Source organism: Pseudonocardia sp. (assembly GCF_050246655.1).
Taxonomy (GTDB): Bacteria; Actinomycetota; Actinomycetes; order Mycobacteriales; family Pseudonocardiaceae; genus Pseudonocardia.
This window is the reverse complement of record NZ_JBFWVQ010000096.1, coordinates 1-22,232: the sequence shown is the minus strand read 5'-3', so window position 1 is coordinate 22,232 and position 22,232 is coordinate 1. Positions and strand designations below refer to the sequence as shown.

Annotated in this window: 20 protein-coding genes; 10 read left to right on the top strand and 10 right to left on the bottom strand. The window is 74.4% G+C overall.

Annotation, left to right across the window (positions count from 1 at the left end; genetic code table 11):
* On the top strand, positions 1–833 hold an 833-nt coding region (locus tag AB7J25_RS23740), incomplete at its 5' end, for a M48 family metalloprotease (protein WP_428512283.1).
* A gap of 111 nt (positions 834–944) precedes the next feature.
* On the opposite strand, the gene AB7J25_RS23735 is transcribed toward AB7J25_RS23740, so the two are convergent.
* Positions 945–1,865 (bottom strand): pseudouridine synthase, encoded by a 921-nt coding sequence (locus AB7J25_RS23735; protein WP_428512281.1) that lies wholly within the window; start codon positions 1,863–1,865, stop codon positions 945–947.
* 13 nt (positions 1,866–1,878) lie between these two features.
* On the bottom strand, positions 1,879–2,067 hold the full coding sequence (locus AB7J25_RS23730; protein ID WP_428512279.1) for a hypothetical protein: 189 nt from the start codon (positions 2,065–2,067) through the stop codon (positions 1,879–1,881).
* Positions 2,068–2,277: 210 nt separating this feature from the next.
* Between AB7J25_RS23730 and AB7J25_RS23725 the strand changes: the two genes are divergently transcribed.
* Positions 2,278–3,693 carry an MBL fold metallo-hydrolase gene (locus AB7J25_RS23725; protein WP_428512277.1) on the top strand — a complete coding sequence of 472 codons (1,416 nt, stop codon included), beginning with the start codon at positions 2,278–2,280 and terminating at the stop codon, positions 3,691–3,693.
* A gap of 72 nt (positions 3,694–3,765) precedes the next feature.
* Here AB7J25_RS23725 and AB7J25_RS23720 read toward each other — a convergent pair whose 3' ends face one another.
* A complete protein-coding gene (locus AB7J25_RS23720) occupies positions 3,766–4,425 on the bottom strand; it encodes a peroxiredoxin (RefSeq protein ID WP_428512275.1) in 660 nt (219 codons plus the stop codon).
* Positions 4,426–4,717: 292 nt separating this feature from the next.
* On the opposite strand from AB7J25_RS23720, the gene AB7J25_RS23715 reads away from it, so the two are divergent.
* Both AB7J25_RS23715 and AB7J25_RS23710 read left to right on the top strand, forming a co-directional pair.
* Positions 4,718–8,080 carry a GMC family oxidoreductase N-terminal domain-containing protein gene (locus AB7J25_RS23715; RefSeq protein ID WP_428512273.1) on the top strand — a complete coding sequence of 1,121 codons (3,363 nt, stop codon included), beginning with the start codon at positions 4,718–4,720 and terminating at the stop codon, positions 8,078–8,080.
* A 148-nt stretch (positions 8,081–8,228) separates the two neighbouring features.
* Positions 8,229–11,066: a BTAD domain-containing putative transcriptional regulator gene (locus AB7J25_RS23710; protein WP_428512271.1), complete on the top strand. Its 2,838-nt coding sequence runs from the start codon at positions 8,229–8,231 to the stop codon at positions 11,064–11,066.
* Between the two features lie 12 nt (positions 11,067–11,078).
* On the opposite strand, the gene AB7J25_RS23705 is transcribed toward AB7J25_RS23710, so the two are convergent.
* Entirely contained in the window at positions 11,079–11,969 is an 891-nt protein-coding gene (locus AB7J25_RS23705) for a methyltransferase domain-containing protein (RefSeq protein WP_428512269.1), read from the bottom strand.
* Positions 11,970–12,168: 199 nt separating this feature from the next.
* On the opposite strand from AB7J25_RS23705, the gene AB7J25_RS23700 reads away from it, so the two are divergent.
* A complete protein-coding gene (locus AB7J25_RS23700; protein ID WP_428512268.1) occupies positions 12,169–12,495 on the top strand; it encodes a WhiB family transcriptional regulator in 327 nt (108 codons plus the stop codon).
* Between the two features lie 165 nt (positions 12,496–12,660).
* Here AB7J25_RS23700 and AB7J25_RS23695 read toward each other — a convergent pair whose 3' ends face one another.
* Both AB7J25_RS23695 and AB7J25_RS23690 read right to left on the bottom strand, forming a co-directional pair.
* Positions 12,661–13,146, bottom strand: coding sequence for a DUF1269 domain-containing protein (locus tag AB7J25_RS23695; protein WP_428512266.1), 486 nt, complete (start codon positions 13,144–13,146; stop codon positions 12,661–12,663).
* 102 nt (positions 13,147–13,248) lie between these two features.
* On the bottom strand, positions 13,249–14,610 hold the full coding sequence (locus AB7J25_RS23690) for a patatin-like phospholipase family protein (RefSeq protein WP_428512264.1): 1,362 nt from the start codon (positions 14,608–14,610) through the stop codon (positions 13,249–13,251).
* A 167-nt stretch (positions 14,611–14,777) separates the two neighbouring features.
* Between AB7J25_RS23690 and AB7J25_RS23685 the strand changes: the two genes are divergently transcribed.
* Positions 14,778–15,611, top strand: coding sequence for a class II glutamine amidotransferase (locus tag AB7J25_RS23685; protein WP_428512262.1), 834 nt, complete (start codon positions 14,778–14,780; stop codon positions 15,609–15,611).
* Between the two features lie 74 nt (positions 15,612–15,685).
* Here the strand turns inward: AB7J25_RS23685 and AB7J25_RS23680 are convergent, their stop codons facing one another.
* On the bottom strand, positions 15,686–17,161 hold the full coding sequence (locus AB7J25_RS23680; RefSeq protein ID WP_428512261.1) for an RNA polymerase sigma factor: 1,476 nt from the start codon (positions 17,159–17,161) through the stop codon (positions 15,686–15,688).
* Positions 17,162–17,486: 325 nt separating this feature from the next.
* Here AB7J25_RS23680 and AB7J25_RS23675 point away from each other — a divergent pair, with 325 nt between their 5' ends.
* On the top strand, positions 17,487–18,290 hold the full coding sequence (locus tag AB7J25_RS23675) for an inositol monophosphatase family protein (RefSeq protein WP_428512285.1): 804 nt from the start codon (positions 17,487–17,489) through the stop codon (positions 18,288–18,290).
* Between the two features lie 55 nt (positions 18,291–18,345).
* Here AB7J25_RS23675 and cei read toward each other — a convergent pair whose 3' ends face one another.
* Together cei and AB7J25_RS23665 are read right to left on the bottom strand one after the other, a co-directional pair.
* The gene (gene cei / locus AB7J25_RS23670) at positions 18,346–19,014 is read right to left on the bottom strand and encodes an envelope integrity protein Cei (RefSeq protein WP_428512259.1); all 669 of its coding nucleotides are present in this window, start codon (positions 19,012–19,014) and stop codon (positions 18,346–18,348) included.
* The gene (locus tag AB7J25_RS23665; RefSeq protein WP_428512257.1) at positions 19,011–20,138 is read right to left on the bottom strand and encodes a phosphotransferase family protein; all 1,128 of its coding nucleotides are present in this window, start codon (positions 20,136–20,138) and stop codon (positions 19,011–19,013) included. The genes cei and AB7J25_RS23665 overlap by 4 nt, the downstream gene beginning before the upstream one ends.
* 185 nt (positions 20,139–20,323) lie before the next feature.
* On the opposite strand from AB7J25_RS23665, the gene AB7J25_RS23660 reads away from it, so the two are divergent.
* On the top strand, positions 20,324–20,626 hold the full coding sequence (locus AB7J25_RS23660) for a DUF4193 domain-containing protein (protein WP_428512255.1): 303 nt from the start codon (positions 20,324–20,326) through the stop codon (positions 20,624–20,626).
* Positions 20,627–20,633: 7 nt separating this feature from the next.
* Here AB7J25_RS23660 and AB7J25_RS23655 read toward each other — a convergent pair whose 3' ends face one another.
* Entirely contained in the window at positions 20,634–21,119 is a 486-nt protein-coding gene (locus tag AB7J25_RS23655) for a DUF3093 domain-containing protein (protein ID WP_428512253.1), read from the bottom strand.
* A 137-nt stretch (positions 21,120–21,256) separates the two neighbouring features.
* Here AB7J25_RS23655 and dut point away from each other — a divergent pair, with 137 nt between their 5' ends.
* Positions 21,257–21,772 (top strand): dUTP diphosphatase, encoded by a 516-nt coding sequence (dut, locus tag AB7J25_RS23650; protein WP_428512251.1) that lies wholly within the window; start codon positions 21,257–21,259, stop codon positions 21,770–21,772.
* Positions 21,769–22,232 (top strand): DUF3710 domain-containing protein (locus AB7J25_RS23645; protein WP_428512249.1); only part of this gene is annotated, 464 nt, incomplete at its 3' end. The genes dut and AB7J25_RS23645, both read left to right, overlap by 4 nt.

The following is a 22,232-nucleotide window of genomic DNA, read 5'->3' as shown; positions in this document are numbered from 1 at the left end:
GGGCGGCGTGGCCCGCCCGCGACCCGGTGGGTGCGCTCCTCGTCTGGCAGGCCGTCGGCCTGGCGGGTGGCACGGCCCTGCTGGGCGCGGGGCTGGTCTACGCGCTGTCGCCACTGGCGTCCACCCCCGCAGCGGCGGTCGGCGCGTTCGGCTCGTCGCTCGCGGACCTGCGGCTGCCCCCGGAGATGGGCACCGTGCACGTGCTGGCGCTGGTCGCCACCGTCGTGCTCGCGGCGCGGCTCCTGGGCGTGCTCGCCGCGACGGCCACGCGGACGGTGCGCCTGCGCCGCCGCCACCGCGACCTCGTGGACGTGCTCGGCACGGCGTGGTCGGCCGCGCCCGGTGCCCGCGTGCTGGACCACCCGGTCCCGGTGGCGTACTGCCTGCCCGGGTGGCGCTCCCGGCTGGTGCTCTCGGCGGGCGTGCTGGACATACTCGACGCGGCCGAGCTGGATGCCGTCCTCGCTCACGAGCGCGCGCACCTGAGGGAGCGCCACGACCTCGTGGTCCTGCCGTTCGTGGCGTGGGGGGCGACGGCGCCGTTCGTGCGGGGAATGCGCAACGCGCAGGTGGCCGTGGCGGCGCTGGTGGAGATGCGGGCCGACGACGTCGCCGTGTCCCAGGTGCGGCCGACCGAGCTCGCCCGGGCGCTCAAGGCCGTCGGGGGCGGGGCGCCAGCAGCGGCGCTGAGCTCGTTCGCGGACGCGCTCGGCGCGCGGCAGGCGCGCATCCTGGTGCCGCCCGCCCCGCTGCCGTCGCCGCTGCGGGCGCTGGTGCGGCTCGGGGCACTCGGACTGGTGGCGGCCCCGGCGCTGGTGCTCGCGCTGGCCTGAGGCCATCCCGCCCACCAACGCGCGAACGGCACGTACGGGAGCTAGGTTTTCCCGTACGTGCCGTTCGCGCGTGGCTCGGCGGGGTGGTGGTGGAGTCAGGCTGGCGGCGGGTCAGCCGTCCCACGCGGCGAGCGTCCGGCGGCTGGTGAAGCGGCTCAGCTCCCCGGTGACGGGGTCGGTGAACTCCAGCTCGGCCGCGAGCAGCTGCAGCGGGCAGCTGAAGTCCCCGGGCGGGATCTCGCGCACCACGGGGTAGAGGTCGTCGTGCACGATCGGCACGCCGAGCTCGGCCATGTGCAGGCGCAGCTGGTGGGTGCGGCCGGTGGCGGGAACGAGCCGGTAGCGACCGAGATCGCCACGGCGTTCGAGCAGCTCGACGCGGGTCTCGGCGTTGGGCGGACCGGCCGCGGTGTAGGCGGCGATGACGCCCCGTTCCTTCACGATGCGGCTGGTCACCGTCCGCGGCAGCGCGAGCCCGGCGGCGACGGGCGCGACCGCCTCGTAGGTCTTGCGCACCCGCCGGTCCCGGAAGAGCGTCTGGTAGGCCCCGCGCAGCTCGCGCCGCACCACGAATAGCAGGACGCCCGCGGTGGCGCGGTCGAGCCGGTGCGCGGGGGACAGGCCCGGCAGGCCCAGCTCGTGGCGCAGCCGCACGAGCGCGGTCTGCAGCACGTGGCGGCCGCGGGGGATCGTGGCGAGGAAGTGCGGCTTGTCCACGACGAGCACGTTCTCGTCGCGGTGCAGCACCGGGATGTCGAACGGGACCTCGACCTCGTCGGGGAGGTCGCGATGGAACCACAGCACCTGCCCCGGGACGAACGGCGCGTCCGGCGCCGCGGGACCGTCGAGGCCGACGATGCGCCCCTCGCGCAGCATCTCGTCGATGCGTTCGGGCGCGACCCGGGGCAACCGCTCGACGAGATGGTCGCGCAGCGTCACCCACGGGCCCGCGGTAGGCAGCCGCAGGCGGGCGGGGTCCAGGCCGTGACGGGGCGGCAGGGGCGAACGTGACCGTCCGCGGCGCCTGCCCACGCCGACGAGCCTATTAGAAGGGCACGCCCTCGCGGTGCGCGGCGCCGACCGCGGCCGAGACGTCGCGCAGGCGGGCCAGCAGGCCGCGTGGCTCGCCGTTGGGCGTGGGTTCGGGCGCCTGCTCGCGCTCGGGCGGCTCGGGCGGCCCGAGCGGTTCGGTGTGCGCGCACCCGACGGGGGTGCGCGACGTGCGGGTGGTCATGGCAGGCCAGGTCCTCGGCGGTGGCGGGCGATGGGCGCGTCGTACAGCCCCACCACGTGCGGGTGGGTACCGCGAGTTCAGCGACAGGCGCGGTCGTCGACCGAGAGCTGGTCGGTGGCGAGCAGGCACACGACGAACATGTGCTCGGTGCTCGCGGGAGGCATGTCGTCCACTCCACCATTTCCGACCGGTTCACGCAACAATCGGGACATGGACATCGAGGTCACCGGCGCTCTCGTGTTCCGCCAGTACTACCTGGGATGCCTCTCGCAGGCGTCGTACCTGCTGGGCGACCGCACCACGGGGCGGGCGGTGGTGGTCGACCCGCAGCGCGACATCGGGGAGTACCTCGCGGACGCCGACGCAGCGGGCCTGCGGATCGAGCGGGTGATCGAGACCCACGTGCACGCGGACTTCCTGTCCGGCCACCTGGAGCTCGCCGAGGCCACCGGGGCCATCGTGTCGTTCGGGGCGGCGGCGCAGGTGGGCTTCGCCGTCGAGCCGCTCGCGGACGGGCAGGTGCTGTCGCTGGGCGAGGTCGAGATCGAGGTGCGTCACACCCCCGGCCACACCCCCGAGTCGGTCTGCCTGGTCGTCCGGGAGCGGGCCGGGGCGCCGCCGTGGGGGGTGCTCACGGGGGACACGTTGTTCATCGGCGACGTGGGGCGCCCGGACCTGCTCGGGGCGAGCGGCTGGTCACCGGACGAGCTGGCCCGCGCGCTGTACCACTCCACCCGCGAGCGGCTGCTGGACCTGCCCGACGCCACCCGGGTCTTCCCCGCGCACGGCGCGGGGTCGGCCTGCGGGAAGAACCTCTCCAGCGAGACCAGCAGCACGATCGGCGAGCAGCGGCGCACCAACTACGCGCTCGCCCCGATGCCGGAGGAGGCGTTCGTCGCCGCGGTGCTCGACGGGCAGTCCACGGCGCCGCCGTACTTCGCCCACGCCTCGCAGGCCAACCGGGCGGCCCACCCGATCCTCCACGAGGACGAGCCGGTGCCCGCGCTGGCGTTCGACGACGTCCCCGCGGGCGCTGTCGTGCTCGACACCCGCGATCCGGCGGACTTCGCCGCAGGCCACCTCGCGAGGTCGGTCAACGTGGGCCTCGGCGGGCGCTTCGCCGAGATGACCGGCGACGTCGTCGGCGCGGACGACGACATCGTGCTGCTGGCCGATGCGGGTACCGAGCGGGAGGCCCGCAACCGGCTGGCCCGGATCGGCTTCGACCGCGTCCTCGGCCACCTCGACGGTGGCGTCTCGGCCGTGCCGACGCGGCACCTGCGCGCGGCGAGCCGGCTCACCGCGGCCCGGCTCGCGGACCTCCTGGACGGTGGCCGCGACGTGCAGGTGGTGGACGTGCGCGGGCCCGGCGAGGTGCGGGTCTCCGGAACGGTTCCCGGCGCCAGGCCCGTCCCGCTGCCCGAGCTCACCCGGCGGCTCGGCGAGCTGGACCCGCGGGCGCCCACGGTGGTGCTGTGCGCGGGTGGCTACCGCTCGTCCATCGCGGCGTCGGTGCTGCGGGCACGCGGCTTTGCCGACGTGTCGGACCTGGTGGGGGGCTTCGGGGCGTGGCAGGACGGCCGCCGGCCCGTCGCGCCGCCGGCGGCCTCGGGTCCGACGGGCTGATCGATGGCGCGAACGGCACGTACGGGAAGACCTGTGTCCCGTACGTGCCGTTCGCGCGGAGGGGCCGGGCTGTTACTGCGGCTGCGGCACGATCCGGATGTACGGGCGGGGCGCCGCCCACCCGTCCGGCCAGATCTCCTTGGCCTGGTCGTCGGAGACCGATCCGGCGATGATCACGTCGTCGCCCTGCTTCCACTGGGCCGGGGTGGCGACCTTGTGGTTGGCGGTGAGCTGCAGCGAGTCGATCACCCGCAGCACCTCGTCGAAGTTGCGGCCGGTGGTCATCGGGTAGACGAGCACGAGCTTGATCTGCTTGTCCGGGCCGATCACGAACACGTTGCGCACGGTGGCGTTCTGCGCCGGGGTGCGCTGCGTCGGGTCGCCCGCGACCTCGGCCGGGAGCATCCCGTAGAGCTTGGCGACGGTGAAGTCCTTGTCGCCGATCATCGGATAGTTGGGGGCGGTGCCCTGGGTCTCGGCGATGTCCTCGGCCCACCTGGCGTGGTTCTCGACGGGGTCGACCGACAGTCCGATGATCTTCACGCCACGCTTGTCGAACTCGGGCTTGATGCTCGCCATGTAGCCGAGCTCGGTCGTGCACACGGGAGTGAAGTCGCGGGGGTGGGAGAACAGGACCGCCCAGGACCCGTCGAGCCACTCGTGGAACCTGATCGTCCCCTCGGTGGTCTCGGCCTCGAAGTCCGGTGCCTGCTCACCGATCGTCAGTGTCATCTTCTTCCTCTCTGGTCAGGTCGAGCGCGGCCCCATGCTGCCTTGTCGCCCCAGGTGCGGCAATGATCGGGTGGCCCGCTCGGCTGCCGACAGGAAACCGGGCGGAAACCGGCAGCGGCCAGAGTCAGCGCACCCCGGCGGAGGCGGTGTGGTTCTCGGACACGACCGGACGGCCTCCGCCGGGGCGATCGCGACCGCCGGCCGCTGGAGGGGGGCGGCCGGCGGCGGGGTCGCCACATCTGCTCGCGACACCCGGGGGTGCGCCATGACGCTCTCCGATCCTCCCCACGCGATGGCGGATCGCTACGACGCCGTCGTCGTCGGCTCGGGCTACGGCGGCGGCGTCGCGGCGTCGCGCCTGGCCAGGGCCGGTCGCCGGGTCGTCGTGCTGGAGCGCGGACGGGAACGCGGCCCGGGCGACTTCCCGGCGTCGGCCGCCGCGGCGTGGAGGGACGTGCGTGTCGACTCCCCCGACGGGCGGCGCGGCGATCCCGACGCCCTGTACGACATACGCCGCAACGAAGACATGACGGTGCTCGTCGCATGCGGGCTCGGGGGCGGCTCGCTCATCAACGCCGGGGTGGCGCTGGAGGCCGACGACCGCGTGTTCGCCGATCCCTGCTGGCCGGAGGAGCTCCGGGCGCCGGGAGCGCTCGCGCAGGCGTACGCGCAGGCCCGCGAGATGCTCGCCCCGCAGCCCTACCCGCACGACGCCCCACCGAAGCTCCTGGCCCTCGAGGCCGGCGCGGTGGCCGTCGGGGCGGCGTTCTCCCGTCCGCCCATCACCGTGAGCTTCGCGGACGGGCCCAACCACGTCGGCGTCGAGGAGCGGGCCTGCCGCGAGTGCGGCGACTGCGTCGCGGGCTGCAACTTCCGTGCGAAGAGATCCGTGGACGTCACCTACCTCGCCGACGCCAGCAGCCACGGTGCGCAGATCGTCACCGGGGTGCGGGTCCGGCGCGTGTCGCGGGCCCCGGACGGCGACTGGCTCGTCCACTACCGCGTCGTCGGGCGCGGGTTCGGCCGGTTCAGCGCACCGGATCTGGTCGTCCGCGCGCAGGACGTGGTGCTGGCCGCGGGCACGCTGGGCTCCACCGAGATCCTGCTGCGCTCCCGCGCAGCGGGGCTGCCGCTCTCGGGCCGGCTCGGGCACGGCTTCACCGCGAACGGGGACGTGCTCGCGTTCGCCTACAACTGCGACCGTCCCGTGTACGGCGCGGGGTTCGGCGACGCCGAGGACCACCCGGCGGTCGGCCCCTGCATCACCGGCCTGGCCGACCTGCGCGACGGGGCCCTGGACGACGGCATCGTCGTCGAGGAGGGGGCGATGCCCCGCCCGCTCGGCCCGATCCTTGCCGCCGGACTGCTGGGCGCGCGGCTCCTCGACGGCCGCGACACCGACGACGGCGACGAGTTCGCCGAGGTCGCGCGCGTCCTGGAGTCGCTCGCCGTCGGCGGCGGGGCCGTCGACAACACCCTCGTCTACCTCGTGATGGCCCACGACGGCAGCAACGGCCGGATGTGGCTCGCGGGGGACCGGCTGGGGCTGGAGTGGCCCACCGACCCCGGCGAGTCGCCGCTGTTCCGGTCGGTCCACCACCGCCTGGAGAAGGCCACCGCCGCGCTCGGTGGCACGTACGTGAAGAACCCGACCGCGAGCCCCCTGCTGGGGCAGGACAGCGTCACGGTCCATCCGCTCGGCGGCGCCGGGATGGGCCCGGACGCCGAGCACGGCGTCGTCGACCACGTCGGCCGGGTCTACGCGGGGGAGTCCGGCACGGCCGTGCACGAGGGGCTGTACGTCTGGGACGGGGCTGCCGTGCCCCGCTCGCTGGGGGTGAACCCGCTGCTCACGATCACCGCGCTCGCGGAGCGGTGCGCCACGGTGCTCGCCGAGGCGCGCGGCTGGGACCTGGACCGCACGCTGGATCCCGCCCCGGCACCGCCGCCGCGGCGCTCCTCGGCGGGTGGCGGGCTCCGGTTCACCGAGCGGATGACGGGTGGGCTGGTCACGGTGGCGGGGCGCACGGAGGACTTGAGCCTCACCGTGGCCGTCACGATCGAGGACCTGGACGGGTTCGAGGCCGACGAGCGCCACCGGGCCCGGCTGTTCGGCACCGTGGAGTCGGCGGCGCTGCACCCCGATCCGCTCACGGTCACGGACGGCACGCTGGACCTGCTCGTCGCGGATGTGGTGCGCCCCGGCGACCCGCACCGGCCGCAGCCGGGCACCCGCCGCATGGTCTACCGGGCGCGGCTCACCGCCACCGACGGCAGCCGGTATCACCTCGTCGGCGAGAAGCTCGTCCAGGACGACCCCGGGTTCGACGTGTGGTCGGACACGACGACCCTCGCGATCACCGTGCGCGAGGGCGACGCGGACGGCGCGGCCGTCGGGCACGGGGTGCTGAAGATCACCCGGCGGGACCTCGCGCGCCAGATCACGACGCTGCGCGCCACCGGTGGCACGCTCGGGCAGCGGATGCGCGCGCTGCGCCGCTTCGGGCTGTTCTTCACCGCCTCGCTGCTGGACTCCTACACCCGTTCCGCACCGCCCACGCTGAGCCCGATCCGGCCCTACACGCTCGACGGGGTGCCGGACGCGCAGGTCACGATCCACGATCTCGTCACCGAGGACCGGGTCGGCCTGCGCATGGTGCGCTTCACGCGGCCCGGCGCGGGCTCGGCGGTGCTCGTCACGCACGGGCTCACGACCTCGACGGACATGTTCGTGATGCCGGAGCACCGCAACCTCGTCACGCACCTGCTCGACGAGGGCTTCGACGTGTGGTGCCTCGACACCCGGCTGTCCAACCTCTACGACTACTCGACCTCGCGCGGCGACGTGCTCGACGACGCCGCCCTGTTCGACTTCCCGCCCGCACTGGCCGAGATCCGCCGGCACACCGACGCCCCGGTGCACGTGGTCGCGCACTGCCTGGGCTCCACTGCCTTCACGATGAGCCTCTTCGGCGGCGTCCTCGACGCCGATGCCGCCGGGATCGCGTCCGTCGTGGCGAACAGTGTCGCGCTCACGCCGCGGGTGCCAGCGTGGTCGCGCGCGAAGCTCGCGATCGCCCCGGGGCTCGTGGACCGGATACGGATCGGGAAGCTGGACCCGCGCTGGAGCGAGGGTTCGTGGTTGAGCCTCGGCAAGCTGATCGGCAGCGCCGTGTCGCTGGCGCACCGCGAGTGCGACGAGCCCGCCTGCCACATGCTGAGCCTCATGTGGGGCACCGGGTGGCCCGCGCTCTTCCGCCACGAGAACATGCATCCGATCACCCACCACCGGCTGCGTGACCTGTTCGGGGCCACCGGGACGAGCCACTACCGCCACGTCTACGCCATGGTGCGGGCCGGCCGGGCGGTGCGCTACCGGCCGGCGGAGGGCGCCTACGCGCGGCTGCCGGCGGACTACCTGAGCCGGGCGTCGGAGATCACCACGCCGGTGCTGTTCTCCACCGGCGCGGACAACCGGGTCTTCGCCGACTCGAACCTCGTGTGCCACCGGCTCCTGGCGGAGCGGGGCGCCACCTGGCACGAGCACGTGTCGTTCACCGGCTACGGCCACCAGGACGTGTTCATGGGCAGGGACTCGGCGCGCGACGTGTTCCCCTGGATGGTCGATTTCCTCCGCCGCCACGACCGCACCTAAGCTGCTGATCTCCGTACGCCGTCCTCGTCCCACCGGGTGAGAGGGCCGTGCGCTGGAGACCTGATCTCACCCGTCGTACCGGGTGATCTGCGCGGTCGCGCCGCTACACTGCGTTGCTCGGCGTGCGGGATCGGTGCAGGGGTGGTGCATGGAGTTCGAGATCCTCGGACCCGTGCGCGTCCGCGCGACGGACCCCAAAGTGGCTGTCACGGCGAGGATGCTGAAGACCCTGCTGGGGCTGCTGCTCGTCCGCGCGAACAACGCCGTGCCCGCGGACGCGGTCTTCGAGGTGCTGTGGGAGGGCCAGCCGGTCGACGCCGCGACGCGCAAGAAGCTGCACCTGCACGTGCACCGGCTGCGCCACGCGCTGGAGGACCCGGGGCGCATCCGCCACGAGGGCGGTGCCTACGTGCTCACCGTCCATCCCGGGGAGCTGGACGCCGAGCGCTTCGAGAGGCTGCTCGCCGAGGGCGTCGCGGCCGACGAGCCGGACCGGGCCGTGGCGCTGCTGCGCGAGGCACTCACACTGTGGCGCGGGGAGCCGTTCGGTGACGTCGGCGACGTCCCCGTGCTGCGCGACGCCGCCGAGCGCCTCACCGAGATGCGCATGGTCGGCCTGGAGGACCTCTACGGCGCGGAGCTGGCCGCGGGCAACGCGGCGGCGATCGTGCCCGAGCTGGCCGAGCTGGCGGCCCGCCACCCGCTGCGCGAGCGGCTCCAGGCCCACCTGATGACGGCGCTGTACCGGGCCGGCCGCACCCCGGAGGCGCTGGCGGTCTACCGGCGCACCCGGGCCGCGCTGGTCGAGGAGCTCGGCGTGGAACCGGGGCCCCCGCTGCAGCGCCTCGAGCAGGCGGTCCTCTCCGGCAGCCTCGACGCCGCGCCGCAGACGGCCGGGCCGGTTCCGGCACAGCTGCTCGCCGACATCCCGGACTTCGTCGGCCGCGGCACCCAGATCACCGCCCTCACCGAGCGGCTCGTCGGGCGCGCGGACGACACGGTGGCGGTCGTCGCGGTGTCCGGGCAGGCCGGGGTCGGGAAGACCACGCTCGCCGTGCACGTGGCACACCTCCTGCGCGAGCGGTTCCCCGACGGCCAGCTCTACGTGAACCTGCGCGGTGCGGAGGGCAACCCGCTGGACTCCGCCGAGGTCCTCGCCCGCTTCCTGCGGGCGCTGGGTGTCGGTGGCTCGGCCATCCCCGACGATCTCGACGAGCGGGCGGCCCTCTACCGCAGCCGGCTCGCCGGGCGCCGCGTGCTCGTGCTGCTGGACAACGCCGCCGCCGAGCACCAGGTGCGCCCCCTGGTTCCGGGTGAGCCGGGCTGCGCGGTGCTCGTCACCAGCCGGGCGCGGCTCGCGGGGCTGGAGAACGCCCGGTCGGTCGATCTCGCCGTCCTCGACGACGACCAGGCGGTCGCGCTGCTCGCGGCCGTCGCCGGCCGGGCCCGGGTGGCCGCGGAGGCGGACGACGCGCGCCGCATCGTCGCGCTGTGCGGGCACCTGCCGCTGGCGTTGCGCATCGCGGGTGCCCGGCTGGTCGCCCGCCCGTACTGGCGCCTCGCGCGGCTGGTCGGGGATCTCGCCGACGAGCATCACCGCCTGGACCGGCTGCGGGTGGGCGACCTGGGGGTGCGGGCGAGCTTCGCGCTCTCCCACCAGGGCCTCGCGCCGGACGCGCGGCGGGCGTTTCGGATGCTCGGCCTGATCGAGGCGGCGGACTTCCCCGCCTGGACGGCCGCGGCGTTGCTCGACAGCTCCCAGGACGAGGCCGAGGAGCTGGCGGACACGCTCGTCGACGCCCGCCTCGTCGAGGTCGCCGGGCGGGACGCCCTCGGCCAGGTGCGTTACCGCTTCCACGACCTCCTGCGGGCCTACGCCCGCGAGCTCGTCCAGGCCGACGAGAGCGCCGAGGCTCGCACGGCGGCGGTCGGCCGCCTCGTCGGCGGGTGGCTGTGGCTCGCGCAGGAGGCCGGTGCGGGGATCCCCACGTCGAACTTCGGGTTCACGCTCCGGCCTCCGGAGTGCTGGCGGCCGGAGCCCGCCGTCGTGGACGCGGCGGTGGCCGAGCCGCTCGCATGGTTCCAGACGGAGTGGGCCGGCCTGCTCGGCGTCATCGGGCAGGCGTTCGCCGCCGATCTGATCACGCTGGGCGCCGCGCTCGGGATGCGGCTCGCACCGGTGTTCGTCGTCCGCGGGCTCTACGAGGACTGGCGCGCGGTCTGCGAGCTCGCCCAGGCCGCGACCAGCCGCGCCGGGGAGCGCTGGTGGGAGGCCAATGCGCTGCGCGGCATCGGTGAGCTGGACGTCATGCAGTTCCGCCTCGACGACGCGGTTGTCCACCTGCGGCGCTGCGCGAAGATCTTCGAGCAGCTGGAGGACGACGAGGGCCGCGCACTCGCCGCTGCGGGCCTCGGCGGCGCACTCACCGAGCTGGGCCGCGACGACGCGGGGGACGGCGAAGCCTACGCCCAGCTCGAGCTCGCGCGCACGCTCCTGGTCGAGGTGGGCGACCAGCGCAGCCGGGTCTGGGTGCTGCGCCGCCTGGCCCGGCTGCGCCAGCGCCAGGACCGCCTCGACGAGGCCGCCACGTACCTCCAGCGGGCCCTTCAGGTGCTCAGGGAGCTCGGCGGGTCCGAGGCCGTGGCGGAGGCGGGACTGCGGGAACGGCTGGGGGAGATCCGCACCCTGCAGGGCCGGGTCGACGAGGCGCACTCCGACATCGAGCAGGCCCTGCGGCTGCACCGCCACCACGGCGACCAGTTCGGTGTCGCCAGGGCGCTGGGCAGCCTCGCCGAGCTGCACCGCGCCGAGGGCAGGCGCCAGGAGGCCCTGAGCAGCCTGTCCGACGCGCTGCGCCAGTGGCGCCGCATCGGGTTCGTGCAGGAGCAGGTGCGCACGCTGGAGCGGCTGGCCGACCTCCACGAGGAAGCAGGCAACACCGAGGCCGCGGAGATCGCCCGGCGCGAGGCGCGGCTCCTGGGGTGACCCAGACCGGCGTCAGTCGTCGAGCGGCTTGCGGCCCCAGGCCTGGAAGAGCGTCCAGCCCATCACGAGCGTGTCCGGCCGGGCGAGGTGCTCGGTGACCTCCGCGAGTCCGGTGTCCAGCTCGGCCTCGGTGAGGCCCCCCTCGGCGACGATGCGCCTGCGATGGGCCCTCACCAGGTACGGCAGCAGCCCGCGCTGCGGATCGTCGGACGGCCACACGCCCGCGTGCACGTCCACCTCGACGTCGACCAGGCCCACGGCCCGCAGGAGCTGAGGCAGGCGGCGTCCCATGTTCGGGTCCCCCGACCAGACCCGGGTGATCCCGTCCAGCAGCCGATCCCACCCGGGCAGCGCAGGCTCGCACGTCCAGGACGCGAGGTCGGCGTCCTGCACCGCCACCCAGCCGCCGGGCCGGGCGAGGCGCGCCATCTCCTGGACGGTCGCCGACGGCCGTGCCAGCTCGCCGAGCAGCAGGCGGGCGTGGACGAGGTCGAACGAGCCGGAGGCCCCCCCGGTGGCGTCGAAGTCGCCGCGGGCCAGCTCGACACCGTGCACGCCGCGGGCCGCGAGTGCCTTGCGGGCCGCGGTCAGCAGCTCCTGGTCCGGGTCGAACCCGATGACGTAGCCGCGCGAGCCGACCCGCTCGGCCAGCACGTCCAGCGGGCCGCACCCGAGATCGAGCACCTGCCAGCCTGCCTCGACACCGACGCGGTCGAACAGCAGCTCGGTCGCCATGCGATGCCGCTCGCCGTCGGCGAGCATGGACGGCAGCTCCGTGCCCGGCCCGGTGTCCGACTCCGCGTCATCGCCATCATGATCGCCGGGCCGGGGCCCGGGCAGCTCCTGCGGAGCCGCGTGCCGGGCGCCCACGAGGGTGCCCGCGGAGCCGGTCCGTCTCATCATCCGATCCCACCTGCCTGCCCGAGCGCGATGGTCCCGGGGCCGATACGCCGTACCTCATGCTGCGCGCGCCCGGTTAGCGCCCAGTTTCCGTGACCCGATCGGAAGGTCCGGAAAGCGGGCGGAAACCCCCGACGAGGAGCATGATTGGTCTAGACCGCAAGTCCGGATGGGGAACCGGCAGGTCAGGGGGGTACTCGTCATGTCCGTTGCGCTGTCGCCGATCCGGCCGCACGCGCCGGGACCGCTCGACGTCGCCGCGATGCTGGACGCGGCCGACGAGCGGGGGCACGAGCAGCCTTGCCGTGTGTACGACCCGGAGCTCTGGTTCGCCGACTCACCGGCCGACCTCGAGCGGGCCAAGGCCCTGTGCCGCGGCTGCCCGGTCCGGGCGGCCTGTCTCACGGCGGCCCTGGTGCGGGGGGAGTACAGCGGCGTCTGGGGTGGGGAGATCTTCCACCGCGGCCGGGTGCTGCCGCACAAGCGCCCGCGGGGGCGCCCGCGCAAGAACGCGCGTCCCGCCGCCTGACGTCCCGGCGTCGGCGGGCGGCGGCTCGCCTGCCGCTCGCACACACCGGACGGCTACCGCACACACCGTGGACGGTGTGTGCCACCACCTCGCGGTGTGTGCGAGCGCCGGCACGGATGTGCGAGGTCGGCCCCAGTTCGGCCTCAGTTCGGCCGCAGGTCGGCCTCAGTCGGCGAACGCCTCGCGCAGCGCCGCCTCCTGCTCGCTCGACAGGTTGGTGAACAGCAGGTCGGCGTGCTGGCCCGAGAACGCGTCCCGGACGCGGTCCAGCACGGCGTCCGAGGTCAGCACGAACAGCGCCGACGTGCCGGGGGTGATCTCGTCGCGGGCGCGCTTGATGAACTCGTCGTCGATGCCGACGTCGGTCAGCGAGCCGACGAGCGCACCGGCGGCTGCCCCGATCGCGGCGCCGAGCAGCGGCACGAGGAACAGTAGGCCGAACAGCATCCCCCAGAAGGCGCCACCGAGGGCGCCCGCACCGGCGAGGTTGTGCAGCTGCTGCGTCTTCGGCTTCTTCGCGCCTTCGGCCCAGGACACGGTCGCGGCGTCGTGCACCGTGATGAGCTGCTGCTTCGACAGCTGCTCCAGCGTGGTGACGGCGTTCGCCGCGCCCTCGGGCGTGCTGAACCGCCAGACACTCAGGGTGGACATCACTCTCCTCCTCCGGCGCCGGTCGGCGCCGTCCGGTGACCCAGCGTCTCGGCCTGCCGTGGCACGCGCCTCCCCTCCCGGGGATGAGACGGCGGGCGGGGCCTACCCGGGGGCCGGGCCGAGCCGCAGGCGGGTCACCCGCCGGTCGGTGATCTCCGCCTCGATCCGGCCCCGCCCGTCCGCGGACCCGCCGGCGGGGGCCGGGCCGTCCAGCCGCACCGTCCAGGTCGCGCGCTCGCGGGTGAGCTGCTTGCGGGTGAGGTCCATCCGCGCCGTCCGGCACAGCTCGGCGATCTCCTCGTGGGCCGCCGCGCCGCGCAGCCCCGCACGGGCTCGGAACGGCGCGGTCGACGTCAGCTCCACGTCCGGTGCCATGATCGCCCGCACCCGCTCGGCGTCACGGCTGCGCCAGGCGCGCTCGAAGGCGAGCATCCCGAGGAACTCGACGGCCTGCTGCTCCCCCTGCACCGCCAGCTCGCGCAGGAACCGGGCGTCGCGGTTCAGCTTCGACGCCGGGCCCATCAGGCGCGACGAGTGCGGGCGGGCGAACTCGAGCACCCGCACCGTGACCTGCTTGTAGTCGACGCCGACGAGCTTTCCCTCGGCGAGCAGGCGGTCGATCACCTCGATGCCGTGCAGCTCCTGGTACAGCGACAGGTTGCCGGCGAGCTCGTTGCGGCGGTCGGTGATGTCGAGGACCGTGCGCGGCTCGTCCTGGCGGGCCGTGGGGTTGATCTGGATCACCCACAGCTCGTCCGGCTTCGTGCGCAGCAGCTCGTGCACCGGAGGGTTCTGGGAGAACAGACCGTCCCAGTAGGCCCCGCCGTCGGTGTGGACGGTGCGGAACACCGTGGGGATGGCCGCCGACGCGAGGATCATGTCCGGCGTGATCTTCTCTGCGCGGCTGTCGAACGCCCGGAACCGGCCGGACAGCACGTCGACGGCGCCGATCACGAGCTGCGGGCGCTCGCCCGCGGTGTCCGCCTGGACGCGGTCGAAGTCCACCCAGCGGGTGAGCAGGTCGCGGAACTGGTCGAGCCCGTCGACCGGCAGGTGGTACGGGCTCACCGCGGGCAGCATGCCGACGCTCTGCATCGTGCTCGCCCACAGCAGCCACAGGTTGGCGGCCGAGTCCAGCGGGGAGGACGCCGAGTTGTCCGCCCAGAAGCCGTCGAGCAGCGTCCGCGCCGCGCGCGGGTCGCCCTCGCACAGCGCCGTCCAGGCCAGCAGCGCGCACACCGCGCCGCCGGAGGTGCCGCTGAGCCCGACGATCTCGTAGCCCCCGTCGAGCTCGTCCCCGTCGGGCACACCGCCGTCGAGTACACCGCCGTCGAGTACACCGCCATCGAGTACACCGCCGTCCAGCAGGCGGCTCAGCACCCCGGCCGTGAACGCGGTGTGGCTCCCGCCGCCCTGACAGGCGATGGCGACGCGGCGCGGCCCCGCCGGCGATGGGCGGGTCATCCGAGCGGTCGCGCCTTCTGCTTCATGAGCTGGGGCATGGGTCTCCTTCGCTCGGCCGGTACGGCTCCGACGATCCCTCGGTCCGGCCAGGGCCGCCTCGCCCGGCGTGGGGGAGATCCGGTGGTGTGGGGCAGGGTGGGCGCACACCGTCGCGAGAAGGGGACCTCATGTGTCGCTGGCTCGGCTACCTCGGCACCCCGATCGAGCCGCGAGAGCTGCTCTACGACCCCGAACGGTCGCTCATCGAGCAGAGCCGCCGCCACGCCCCCGACATGGCCGTCCCCAACGGTGACGGCTTCGGGCTGGGCTGGTTCGGCCGCCGCGAGGTGCCGGCGGTGTTCCACAGCGCGACGCCCGCCTGGGGCGACCGCAACCTGCACACCCTGGCGTCGGAGATCTCCTCGCCGCTGTTCCTCGCGCACGTGCGGGCCGCCACCGGCACGCCCGTCCAGGAGACGAACTGCCACCCGTTCGCGCACGGGCGGTGGCTCTTCGTCCACAACGGCTACGTCGACGGCTACGAGCGCCTGCGTCGCGACATGATGTTCGCGGTGCGGCCGGACCTCTTCGGCAACATCAAGGGCACCACCGACTCCGAGCTCATGTTCCACCTCGCCCTGACGCTCGGGCTGGAGGACGATCCGCTCGGCGGCCTGGAGCGCATGGCCGGATTCGTCGAGGCGCTCGGCGCAGCGGCCGGCATCGACGAGCCGCTGCAGATGACCGTCGGCGTCACCGACGGCGAGCGGCTCTGGGCCGCCCGGTACGCCAGCGGGCCCGTCGCGAACACGCTCTACTGCAGCGCCGATGTCGAGTCCCTGCGCAGGCTCTACCCGGCCGACGAGCGGTTCGCCCACTTCGGGCCGGACTCGCGCGTCGTCGTCTCCGAGCCGCTCACGCAGCTGCCCGGGGTGTGGCACGAGATCGACGCCGGGTCCGCCGTCGTCGTGGGCAAGGGCGGGGTGGAGCAGCTGCCGTTCACGCCGCAGTCGCCGGACTGAGCCGGCCCGGCGCGCGACGGTGTGCACGCGCGTCGGCGGGCGTGACGACCCGGCCGCCACCGCGCTCGCCCGGCTCAGTCCAGGTAGTCCCTCAGGACCTGCGACCGCGACGGGTGGCGCAGCTTCGACATCGTCTTGGACTCGATCTGGCGGATCCGCTCGCGGGTGACGCCGTAGACCTGGCCGATCTCGTCCAGCGTGCGCGGCTGGCCGTCGGTGAGGCCGAAGCGCAGCCGCACGACGCCCGCCTCGCGCTCGGAGAGCGTGGCCAGCACGGACTGGAGCTGGTCCTGCAGCAGCGTGAACGACACCGCGTCGACCGCGACGACCGCCTCGCTGTCCTCGATGAAGTCGCCGAGCTGCGAGTCGCCCTCGTCGCCGATGGTCTGGTCCAGCGAGATGGGCTCCCGGGCGTACTGCTGGATCTCCAGCACCTTCTCCGGGGTGATGTCCATTTCCTTGGCCAGCTCCTCGGGCGTGGGCTCGCGGCCCAGGTCCTGGAGCAGCTCGCGCTGGATGCGGCCGAGCTTGTTGATGACCTCGACCATGTGCACCGGGATGCGGATGGTGCGGGCCTGGTCCGCCATCGCGCGCGTGATGGCCTGGCGGATCCACCACGTCGCGTAGGTGGAGAACTTGTAGCCCTTGGTGTAGTCGAACTTCTCGACCGCACGGATCAGACCCAGGTTGCCTTCCTGGATGAGGTCCAGGAACGCCATGCCGCGGCCGGTGTAGCGCTTGGCCAGCGAGACCACGAGGCGGAGGTTGGCCTCCAGCAGGTGGTTCTTCGCGCGCTCGCCGTCCCGGACGATCCAGCGCAAGTCCCGCCGCAGCTGCGGCGACACCTTTTCGCTCGCCTCCTGCGCGCGGCGGATGCGCTCCGCGGCGTAGAGGCCGGCCTCGATCCGCTTCGCGAGCTCGACCTCCTCCTCCGCGTTGAGCAGCGCGACCTTGCCGATCTGCTTGAGGTACGCCCGTACGGAGTCGGCCGACGCGGTGAGCTCGGCGTCCTTGCGGGCCTGCCGCAGCGCCTCGGACTCCTCCTCGTCCCAGACGAACTCGCCGCTCTTCTGGGGCGTGGCGCTGCGCTCGCGGGTGCTCGGCGCGCGCCGGTTGGCGCCGGTGTTGGGCTCGTCCTCGGCGTCAGCGTCGTCGGCCTCCTCGGCCGGCTCCTCGACTTCGGCCTCGGAGTCGGCCTCGGCCTCCTCGTCGGCGGCCTCCGGTGCGTCGCCGTCCGCGAGGTCGTCACCCAGGTCGAGGTCGACGTCCACGTCCTCGAGGTCGGTGACCTCCGGTGCGCCCTCCAGGTCGGCGCCCTCGCCCTCGAGGTCGATGACGCCGTCCTCGCCCGGCTCGCCGTCCCCGTTCGGCGCGGCCTTCGCCGCCCGGCCCTTCGGGGCCGGCACGGCGCCCGCCTGAGCGCCCGCCTTGGCGGCGGCGGTCTTGGTCGTGCCGGTGGCACGGCGCCTGCGAGCAGGCGCGGTGCTCCCCGCGGGGGTCGCGACGACCTCGTCGGTGTCGGTGCGGGTTGCAGAGTCTGCGGCTGCCACTAGGCCCTCTCGCTGCATGCGCTCGTTCCGACGGCCGGGGACGCGGAGGGGCCCGGCCGAACTGGAGATGTCGGGTGCGCCACCGTGGCGGGAGGCGGCGGGGTGGCGGCCCCGGCGCCCGCTCCCGGGCGGTGCACCGGGCCATTGTAACTGCGCGCGACCGACCCGGTGCCGGGGAAGCCCTGCGGGGTGTCGGCTCGGGTGTCGGCTCGGGTGTCGCTGCCGACCGGCCCGGGGTGTGTGGTCGGATGGCGGAGTGCGAGCCGAGGCGGGGCAGGAGACGGACCAGGACACCGGGGACGGGGCGGGCCGGTCCGCCGAGCAGCTGCGCCAGGTGGCGGAGACGGTTGCCGCAGAGGCCGCGGCGCACCTGCGCGAGCTGCCCCGTCCGGACGCGGCCGACCCGGCGTCGGTGACCACGAAGTCGTCACCCACCGATGTCGTCACCGCCAACGACACCGCGGTCGAGACGCTCCTGCGCGCCCGGCTCGCCCAGCTGCGCCCCGGCGAGCCCGTCGTCGGCGAGGAGGCGGGCGGCACCGGTGGCGACGCCGTCACCTGGGTCGTCGACCCGATCGACGGCACCGTCAACTACCTGCACGGACTGCCCTGGTACGGGGTGTCGGTCGCCGCCGTCCTGCGCGGAGTCGTCGTGGCCGGAGCGGTCGCCGAACCGGCCTCGGGACGGCTGTGGAGCGCTGCGGCAGGCGCGGGCGCGACCTGCGACGGGCGGCCGCTGCGGGTCTCCGGGCTCACCGACCTCGCGCGCGCCGTCATCGGCACCGGGTTCGCCTACAGCGCGACGCGCCGCGCCGCGCAGGCCCGGATGGTCGCCGGGATGCTGCCGAGCATCGGCGACGTCCGGCGGGCCGGCTCGGCGGCCCTCGACCTGTGCGCCGTCGCCGCCGGTTGGCTCGACGGCTACGTCGAGCACGGCACGAACTGGTGGGACTGGGGGGCGGCGTCGCTGGTCGCAGCCGAAGCGGGCGCCGTCGTGCGGGTGCCGGGGCCCCCCGGTGCCGGCGCACCGGACGACGGCCTGGGGGCGGACGTCGTCCTGGCCGCCACGCCGGGGATCGCGGCCGCGTTCACCGAACTCGCGCGGACCCTGGGCGCGGCGGAGATCTGACGTCGAGTTTCGGGCGTGCAGGCCGCCCGGTCGGAACCGGACGGGTGGGGCCGCGTCAGCAGGAGTCGCCGCGGGCCGTGGCGAGCGCCTCGGGCGGGGCCACGAGCCGCGGCGCCGCCGCCGACGGGTCCGTCGCCGGGTCCTCGGCGCCGGCCTCGGCGTCGGTCTGGGTTCCCGACCCCGTCGGGTTGGCGAGCTCGTCGAGCACCTCCCGCACGGCCGCGGACGGGTCCACGTCGCGGAACTCCGTGCCGACGACGACGTCCACCGTCGCGTCCCCGCGTCCGTCGCGGACCGGTTCGGTGCACGGCAGCACGAGCGCGAGCGTCGCGGCGGCCGACTCACCCCCGGGCCCGAACCGCAGTTGCCCGATGCACTCCATGTCGCCCTCGGGGTGCATGGGGTCGTTGCCGGGACCGGCGGCCTCGCGGAATCCGAGGTCGCCGAGCTGCGCCGCGACGAGGTTGGCCTGGCCGCGCTGGGTGCCCGCGTTGAGCACCCGCACGGCGATCGTGTCGACCGGCGCGAGCGCGACGGCGTCGAGCGCGTCCACGTCGAGCGCCTCGCCGCCACCCGCGGCCGGCGTGGGGCAGGTGACCGGGGCGGAGCCGCCCGCCGTCGCCAGCACGACCGTCCACGTGACCGCCGCGACCACCGCGAGAGCCGCGGCCAGCACGACGACCGGGCCGCGACGGCGGCGTTCGTAGGGACGGACGCGGTTCATGCGAGCCCCTCGTCGAGGATGTGGTGGCCGAGCGTCACGAGCGGGTCCACGGCGTCCTCGATGCCCTCGGACGCCGACCGCGGCACGGCGCCCGCCGCCACGCGGGCGTGGATCCCGGCCAGCACGACGGCGAGCTTGAACGTCCCGAACGCCACGTACCAGGGCAGCGGTGTGAGATCCAGCCCGGAGCCCGCGGCGTAGACGGCGGCGATCTCCGGGCGGGTGGGGAAGCCGGGCAGGGCGGTGGGGCTGTCCAGGTGCTGTGCGGCGGACCACACGGGCGACTCGCGGGTGTGGTGCCAGTAGACGAGCAGCAGGCCGAGGTCGGCCATCGGGTCGCCGAGCGTGCTCATCTCCCAGTCCAGGACGGCGGCGATGCGGCCGGGGTCCTTGGCGTCGAACAGGCAGTTGTCGATGCGGTAGTCGCCGTGCACGATCGCGTGTCGCTGCGTGGCGGGCAGGCCCTCGGACAGGCGCACCCCGAGGCGCGTGAGCCGTTCCTCGGTGGCGGCGTCCGCGCCGCCACCGCCCCGGGCGGCCTCCCACTGCGTGCCCCACCGGCGCACCTGGCGCTCCATGAAGCCCTCCGGGCGCCCGAATCCGGCCAGGCCGACGGAGCCGGCGTCCACCGCGTGCAGCGCCACCAGGACGTCGACGAGGGCCGTGGCCATCCGCGCACGGTCGGCCTCGGTGTCGGCCCAGCCCTTCGGCAGCTCTCCCAGGGGGACGACGCCCTCGACCAGCTCCATGACGAAGCACGGCGCGTCCACGGGCGGCCCACCCTCCGACGCCGCGAAGATCCGCGGCACCGGCACCGGGGTGCCCGCGAGTGCGGAGAGGACGCGCTGCTCACGACCCATGTCGTGGGCGGTGGCGGCGATCGCACCGACCGGGGGGCGGCGCAGCACGACCGAACCCGCCGCGCTGTCCACGCGGTAGGTGAGGTTGGAGCGACCCGCTCCGACGGGCGCGAGCGTGCAGTCGCGCCAGGCATCGTCGCCGAGCTGCTCGGCGAGCCACGCCCCGACCGCGTCGGCGTCGGCGCCGGGCTGCCGGGAGCGCTGGTCGAAGGCAGTGCGGTCGAGGTTGTCGTCGGGCGTGCCGCCGGGGCCGTCGTGAGCCACGAGACCGAACCCTAACGGCCGCCGCGGCATCGGCTATGGTTCCGCGCGCCGGTGACCGGGAGCGGGGGACGCGGCGGAGACCGGCATCACTCGAATGCCGGGCACAAACCCCGGCCACACGACGTTGTCCTGCGGCACGACCACGTCGAGAGTGGCACGTACGACGTATTTCGAGGGTGGGAACGATGGCGACCGACTACGACGCACCGCGGCGCAACGAGACCGACGACATGGCCGAGGACTCGCTGGACGAGCTCAAGGCCCGTCGCAACGAGGCTCAGTCCTCGGCCGTCGACGTCGACGAGTCGGACACCGCCGAGAGCTTCGAGCTGCCCGGTGCCGACCTGTCCGGCGAGGAGCTGACCGTCAAGGTGCTGCCCAAGCAGGCCGACGAGTTCACGTGCGCGAGCTGCTTCCTCGTCCATCACCGCAGCAGGCTGGCCGAACGCCACGGGAGCCAGTTCATCTGCCGGGACTGCGCGGCCTGACCGCCGGTCACGAGCGTCGGGGGAGCGCGGCGAGCAGGGCGGCCGGATCCCGGACGCTGAACACCCAGTACGGCGTGCGGCTGTCGGGGCGCGTGTCCTCGACCCGCACCACCGGGCCGATCCACGGCCGGTGCACGAACAGTGCCTCCGGATCCAGGTCGGGGCCGAGGGCGGTCTGCTTGTCGGCGCGTGCCACCGCGTCGGCGCGGCCGATCGCCGCTGCGGGCAGGAACTCGTCGCCGACCCGCAGCCCGGCGTCGTCGACCCGCACCCGGGTGCGCCCCATCCATGCCGGGACGGCGATCGCGACGACGATCGCCACCACGTAGCCGACCCAGCTGCGCAGGCCCGGGTAACCCATGTGGATCTCGGCGCCCAGGAGCACGGCCACCCCGGTGGAGAGCAGGTACCACCACCACGGCACCGACAACCGCTCGTCGAACCGGACGGCGCCGGACGCCGCAGCGCCGGGGGGCGACGGGCTGTGGCTCACACCCGCGAGGGTAGCGTCGTGCCCGCCGTGACCGGACGCGTGAGGTCGACGTCCCGGCGGGCTGGGCCGGCCGGCGCGGCGACCAGCATCGTCCAGCATCGTCCAGCATCGTCCAGGATCGTCGGCGAGGAGGCACCGTGTCGGGTGAAGGTGCCGGCCGCACCGGGGACGGCCCCGGGGACGCGGTCGAGGTGGCGCTCACGCGGCTCGACCAGGGTCTGCCCGTGCCCGCGTACGCGCACCCCGGGGACGCGGGCGTGGACCTGAGGTGCACGGCCGACGTCGCGCTCGCCCCCGGCGAGAGGGCCGTCGTCGGCACGGGAATCGCGGTCGCGCTGCCCCCCGGGCACGCCGGGTTCGTCCACCCCCGCTCCGGGCTCGCCGCCCGCGCGGGGCTCTCCGTCGTCAACACGCCCGGCACCATCGACGAGGGGTACCGCGGCGAGATCCGGGTGTGCCTGATCAACCACGACCCGCGCGAGACGCTGTTCCTGCGCCGCGGCGACCGGATCGCCCAGCTCGTCGTGCAGCGGGTGGAGCGCGTGCAGTTCGTCGAGGTCGAGCGGCTCCCCGGCTCGGCCCGCGGGGCGGGCGGCTACGGCTCCACCGGCGGCCACGAACGTCTCGCGCCCCCAGCGGAGGTCGCCGGATGACCGCAGGCGCCCGGATCGAGCTCGATCAGCTCCCCGACGATCTCCCGGCCCGCTCCCCCTCCAGCAGACCCGCCCGCGTCCTGTCCGGACCGGTGGACGACGAGGATCTCGACCACGAGCGCCCGGACGGCCTCGACCGCACAGATTTCGGATCCCTGCGCCTGCCCGTTCCCCCGGGTGGTGTGGTCGACGTCGAACCGAGCGCCGGCCGCACGATCCAGGCCGTCCAGATCACCCTGCCGCATGGGATGCTCTCGGTCAGCGCGCTCGCCGCACCGACCACGGACCGCCTGTGGCCCGAGCTCGCGAAGGAGATCAACACCTCGCTGCGCGAGGCCGGTGCCCGCGTCCGCTCCGTCCAGGGCCGGTGGGGCCGCGAGCTGCGGGCCCGCACGGGCGAGGCCGTCTCCGTGTTCGTCGGGGTGGACGGGCCCCGGTGGATGGTCTACGGCGTCGCCAC

Excerpts from the sequence above, each read along its gene's own strand:
- AB7J25_RS23730 (WP_428512279.1), bottom strand. The coding sequence starts at position 2,067 with ATGACCACCCGCACGTCGCGCACCCCCGTCGGGTGCGCGCACACCGAA.
- cei (WP_428512259.1), bottom strand. The coding sequence starts at position 19,014 with ATGAACCGCGTCCGTCCCTACGAACGCCGCCGTCGCGGCCCGGTCGTC.
- AB7J25_RS23685 (WP_428512262.1), top strand. The coding sequence starts at position 14,778 with ATGTGTCGCTGGCTCGGCTACCTCGGCACCCCGATCGAGCCGCGAGAG.
- AB7J25_RS23690 (WP_428512264.1), bottom strand. The coding sequence starts at position 14,610 with ATGACCCGCCCATCGCCGGCGGGGCCGCGCCGCGTCGCCATCGCCTGT.
- AB7J25_RS23715 (WP_428512273.1), top strand. The coding sequence starts at position 4,718 with ATGGCGGATCGCTACGACGCCGTCGTCGTCGGCTCGGGCTACGGCGGC.
- AB7J25_RS23705 (WP_428512269.1), bottom strand. The coding sequence starts at position 11,969 with ATGATGAGACGGACCGGCTCCGCGGGCACCCTCGTGGGCGCCCGGCAC.
- AB7J25_RS23720 (WP_428512275.1), bottom strand. The coding sequence starts at position 4,425 with ATGACACTGACGATCGGTGAGCAGGCACCGGACTTCGAGGCCGAGACC.
- AB7J25_RS23700 (WP_428512268.1), top strand. The coding sequence starts at position 12,169 with ATGTCCGTTGCGCTGTCGCCGATCCGGCCGCACGCGCCGGGACCGCTC.
- AB7J25_RS23660 (WP_428512255.1), top strand. The coding sequence starts at position 20,324 with ATGGCGACCGACTACGACGCACCGCGGCGCAACGAGACCGACGACATG.
- AB7J25_RS23725 (WP_428512277.1), top strand. The coding sequence starts at position 2,278 with ATGGACATCGAGGTCACCGGCGCTCTCGTGTTCCGCCAGTACTACCTG.
- AB7J25_RS23710 (WP_428512271.1), top strand. The coding sequence starts at position 8,229 with ATGGAGTTCGAGATCCTCGGACCCGTGCGCGTCCGCGCGACGGACCCC.
- AB7J25_RS23695 (WP_428512266.1), bottom strand. The coding sequence starts at position 13,146 with ATGTCCACCCTGAGTGTCTGGCGGTTCAGCACGCCCGAGGGCGCGGCG.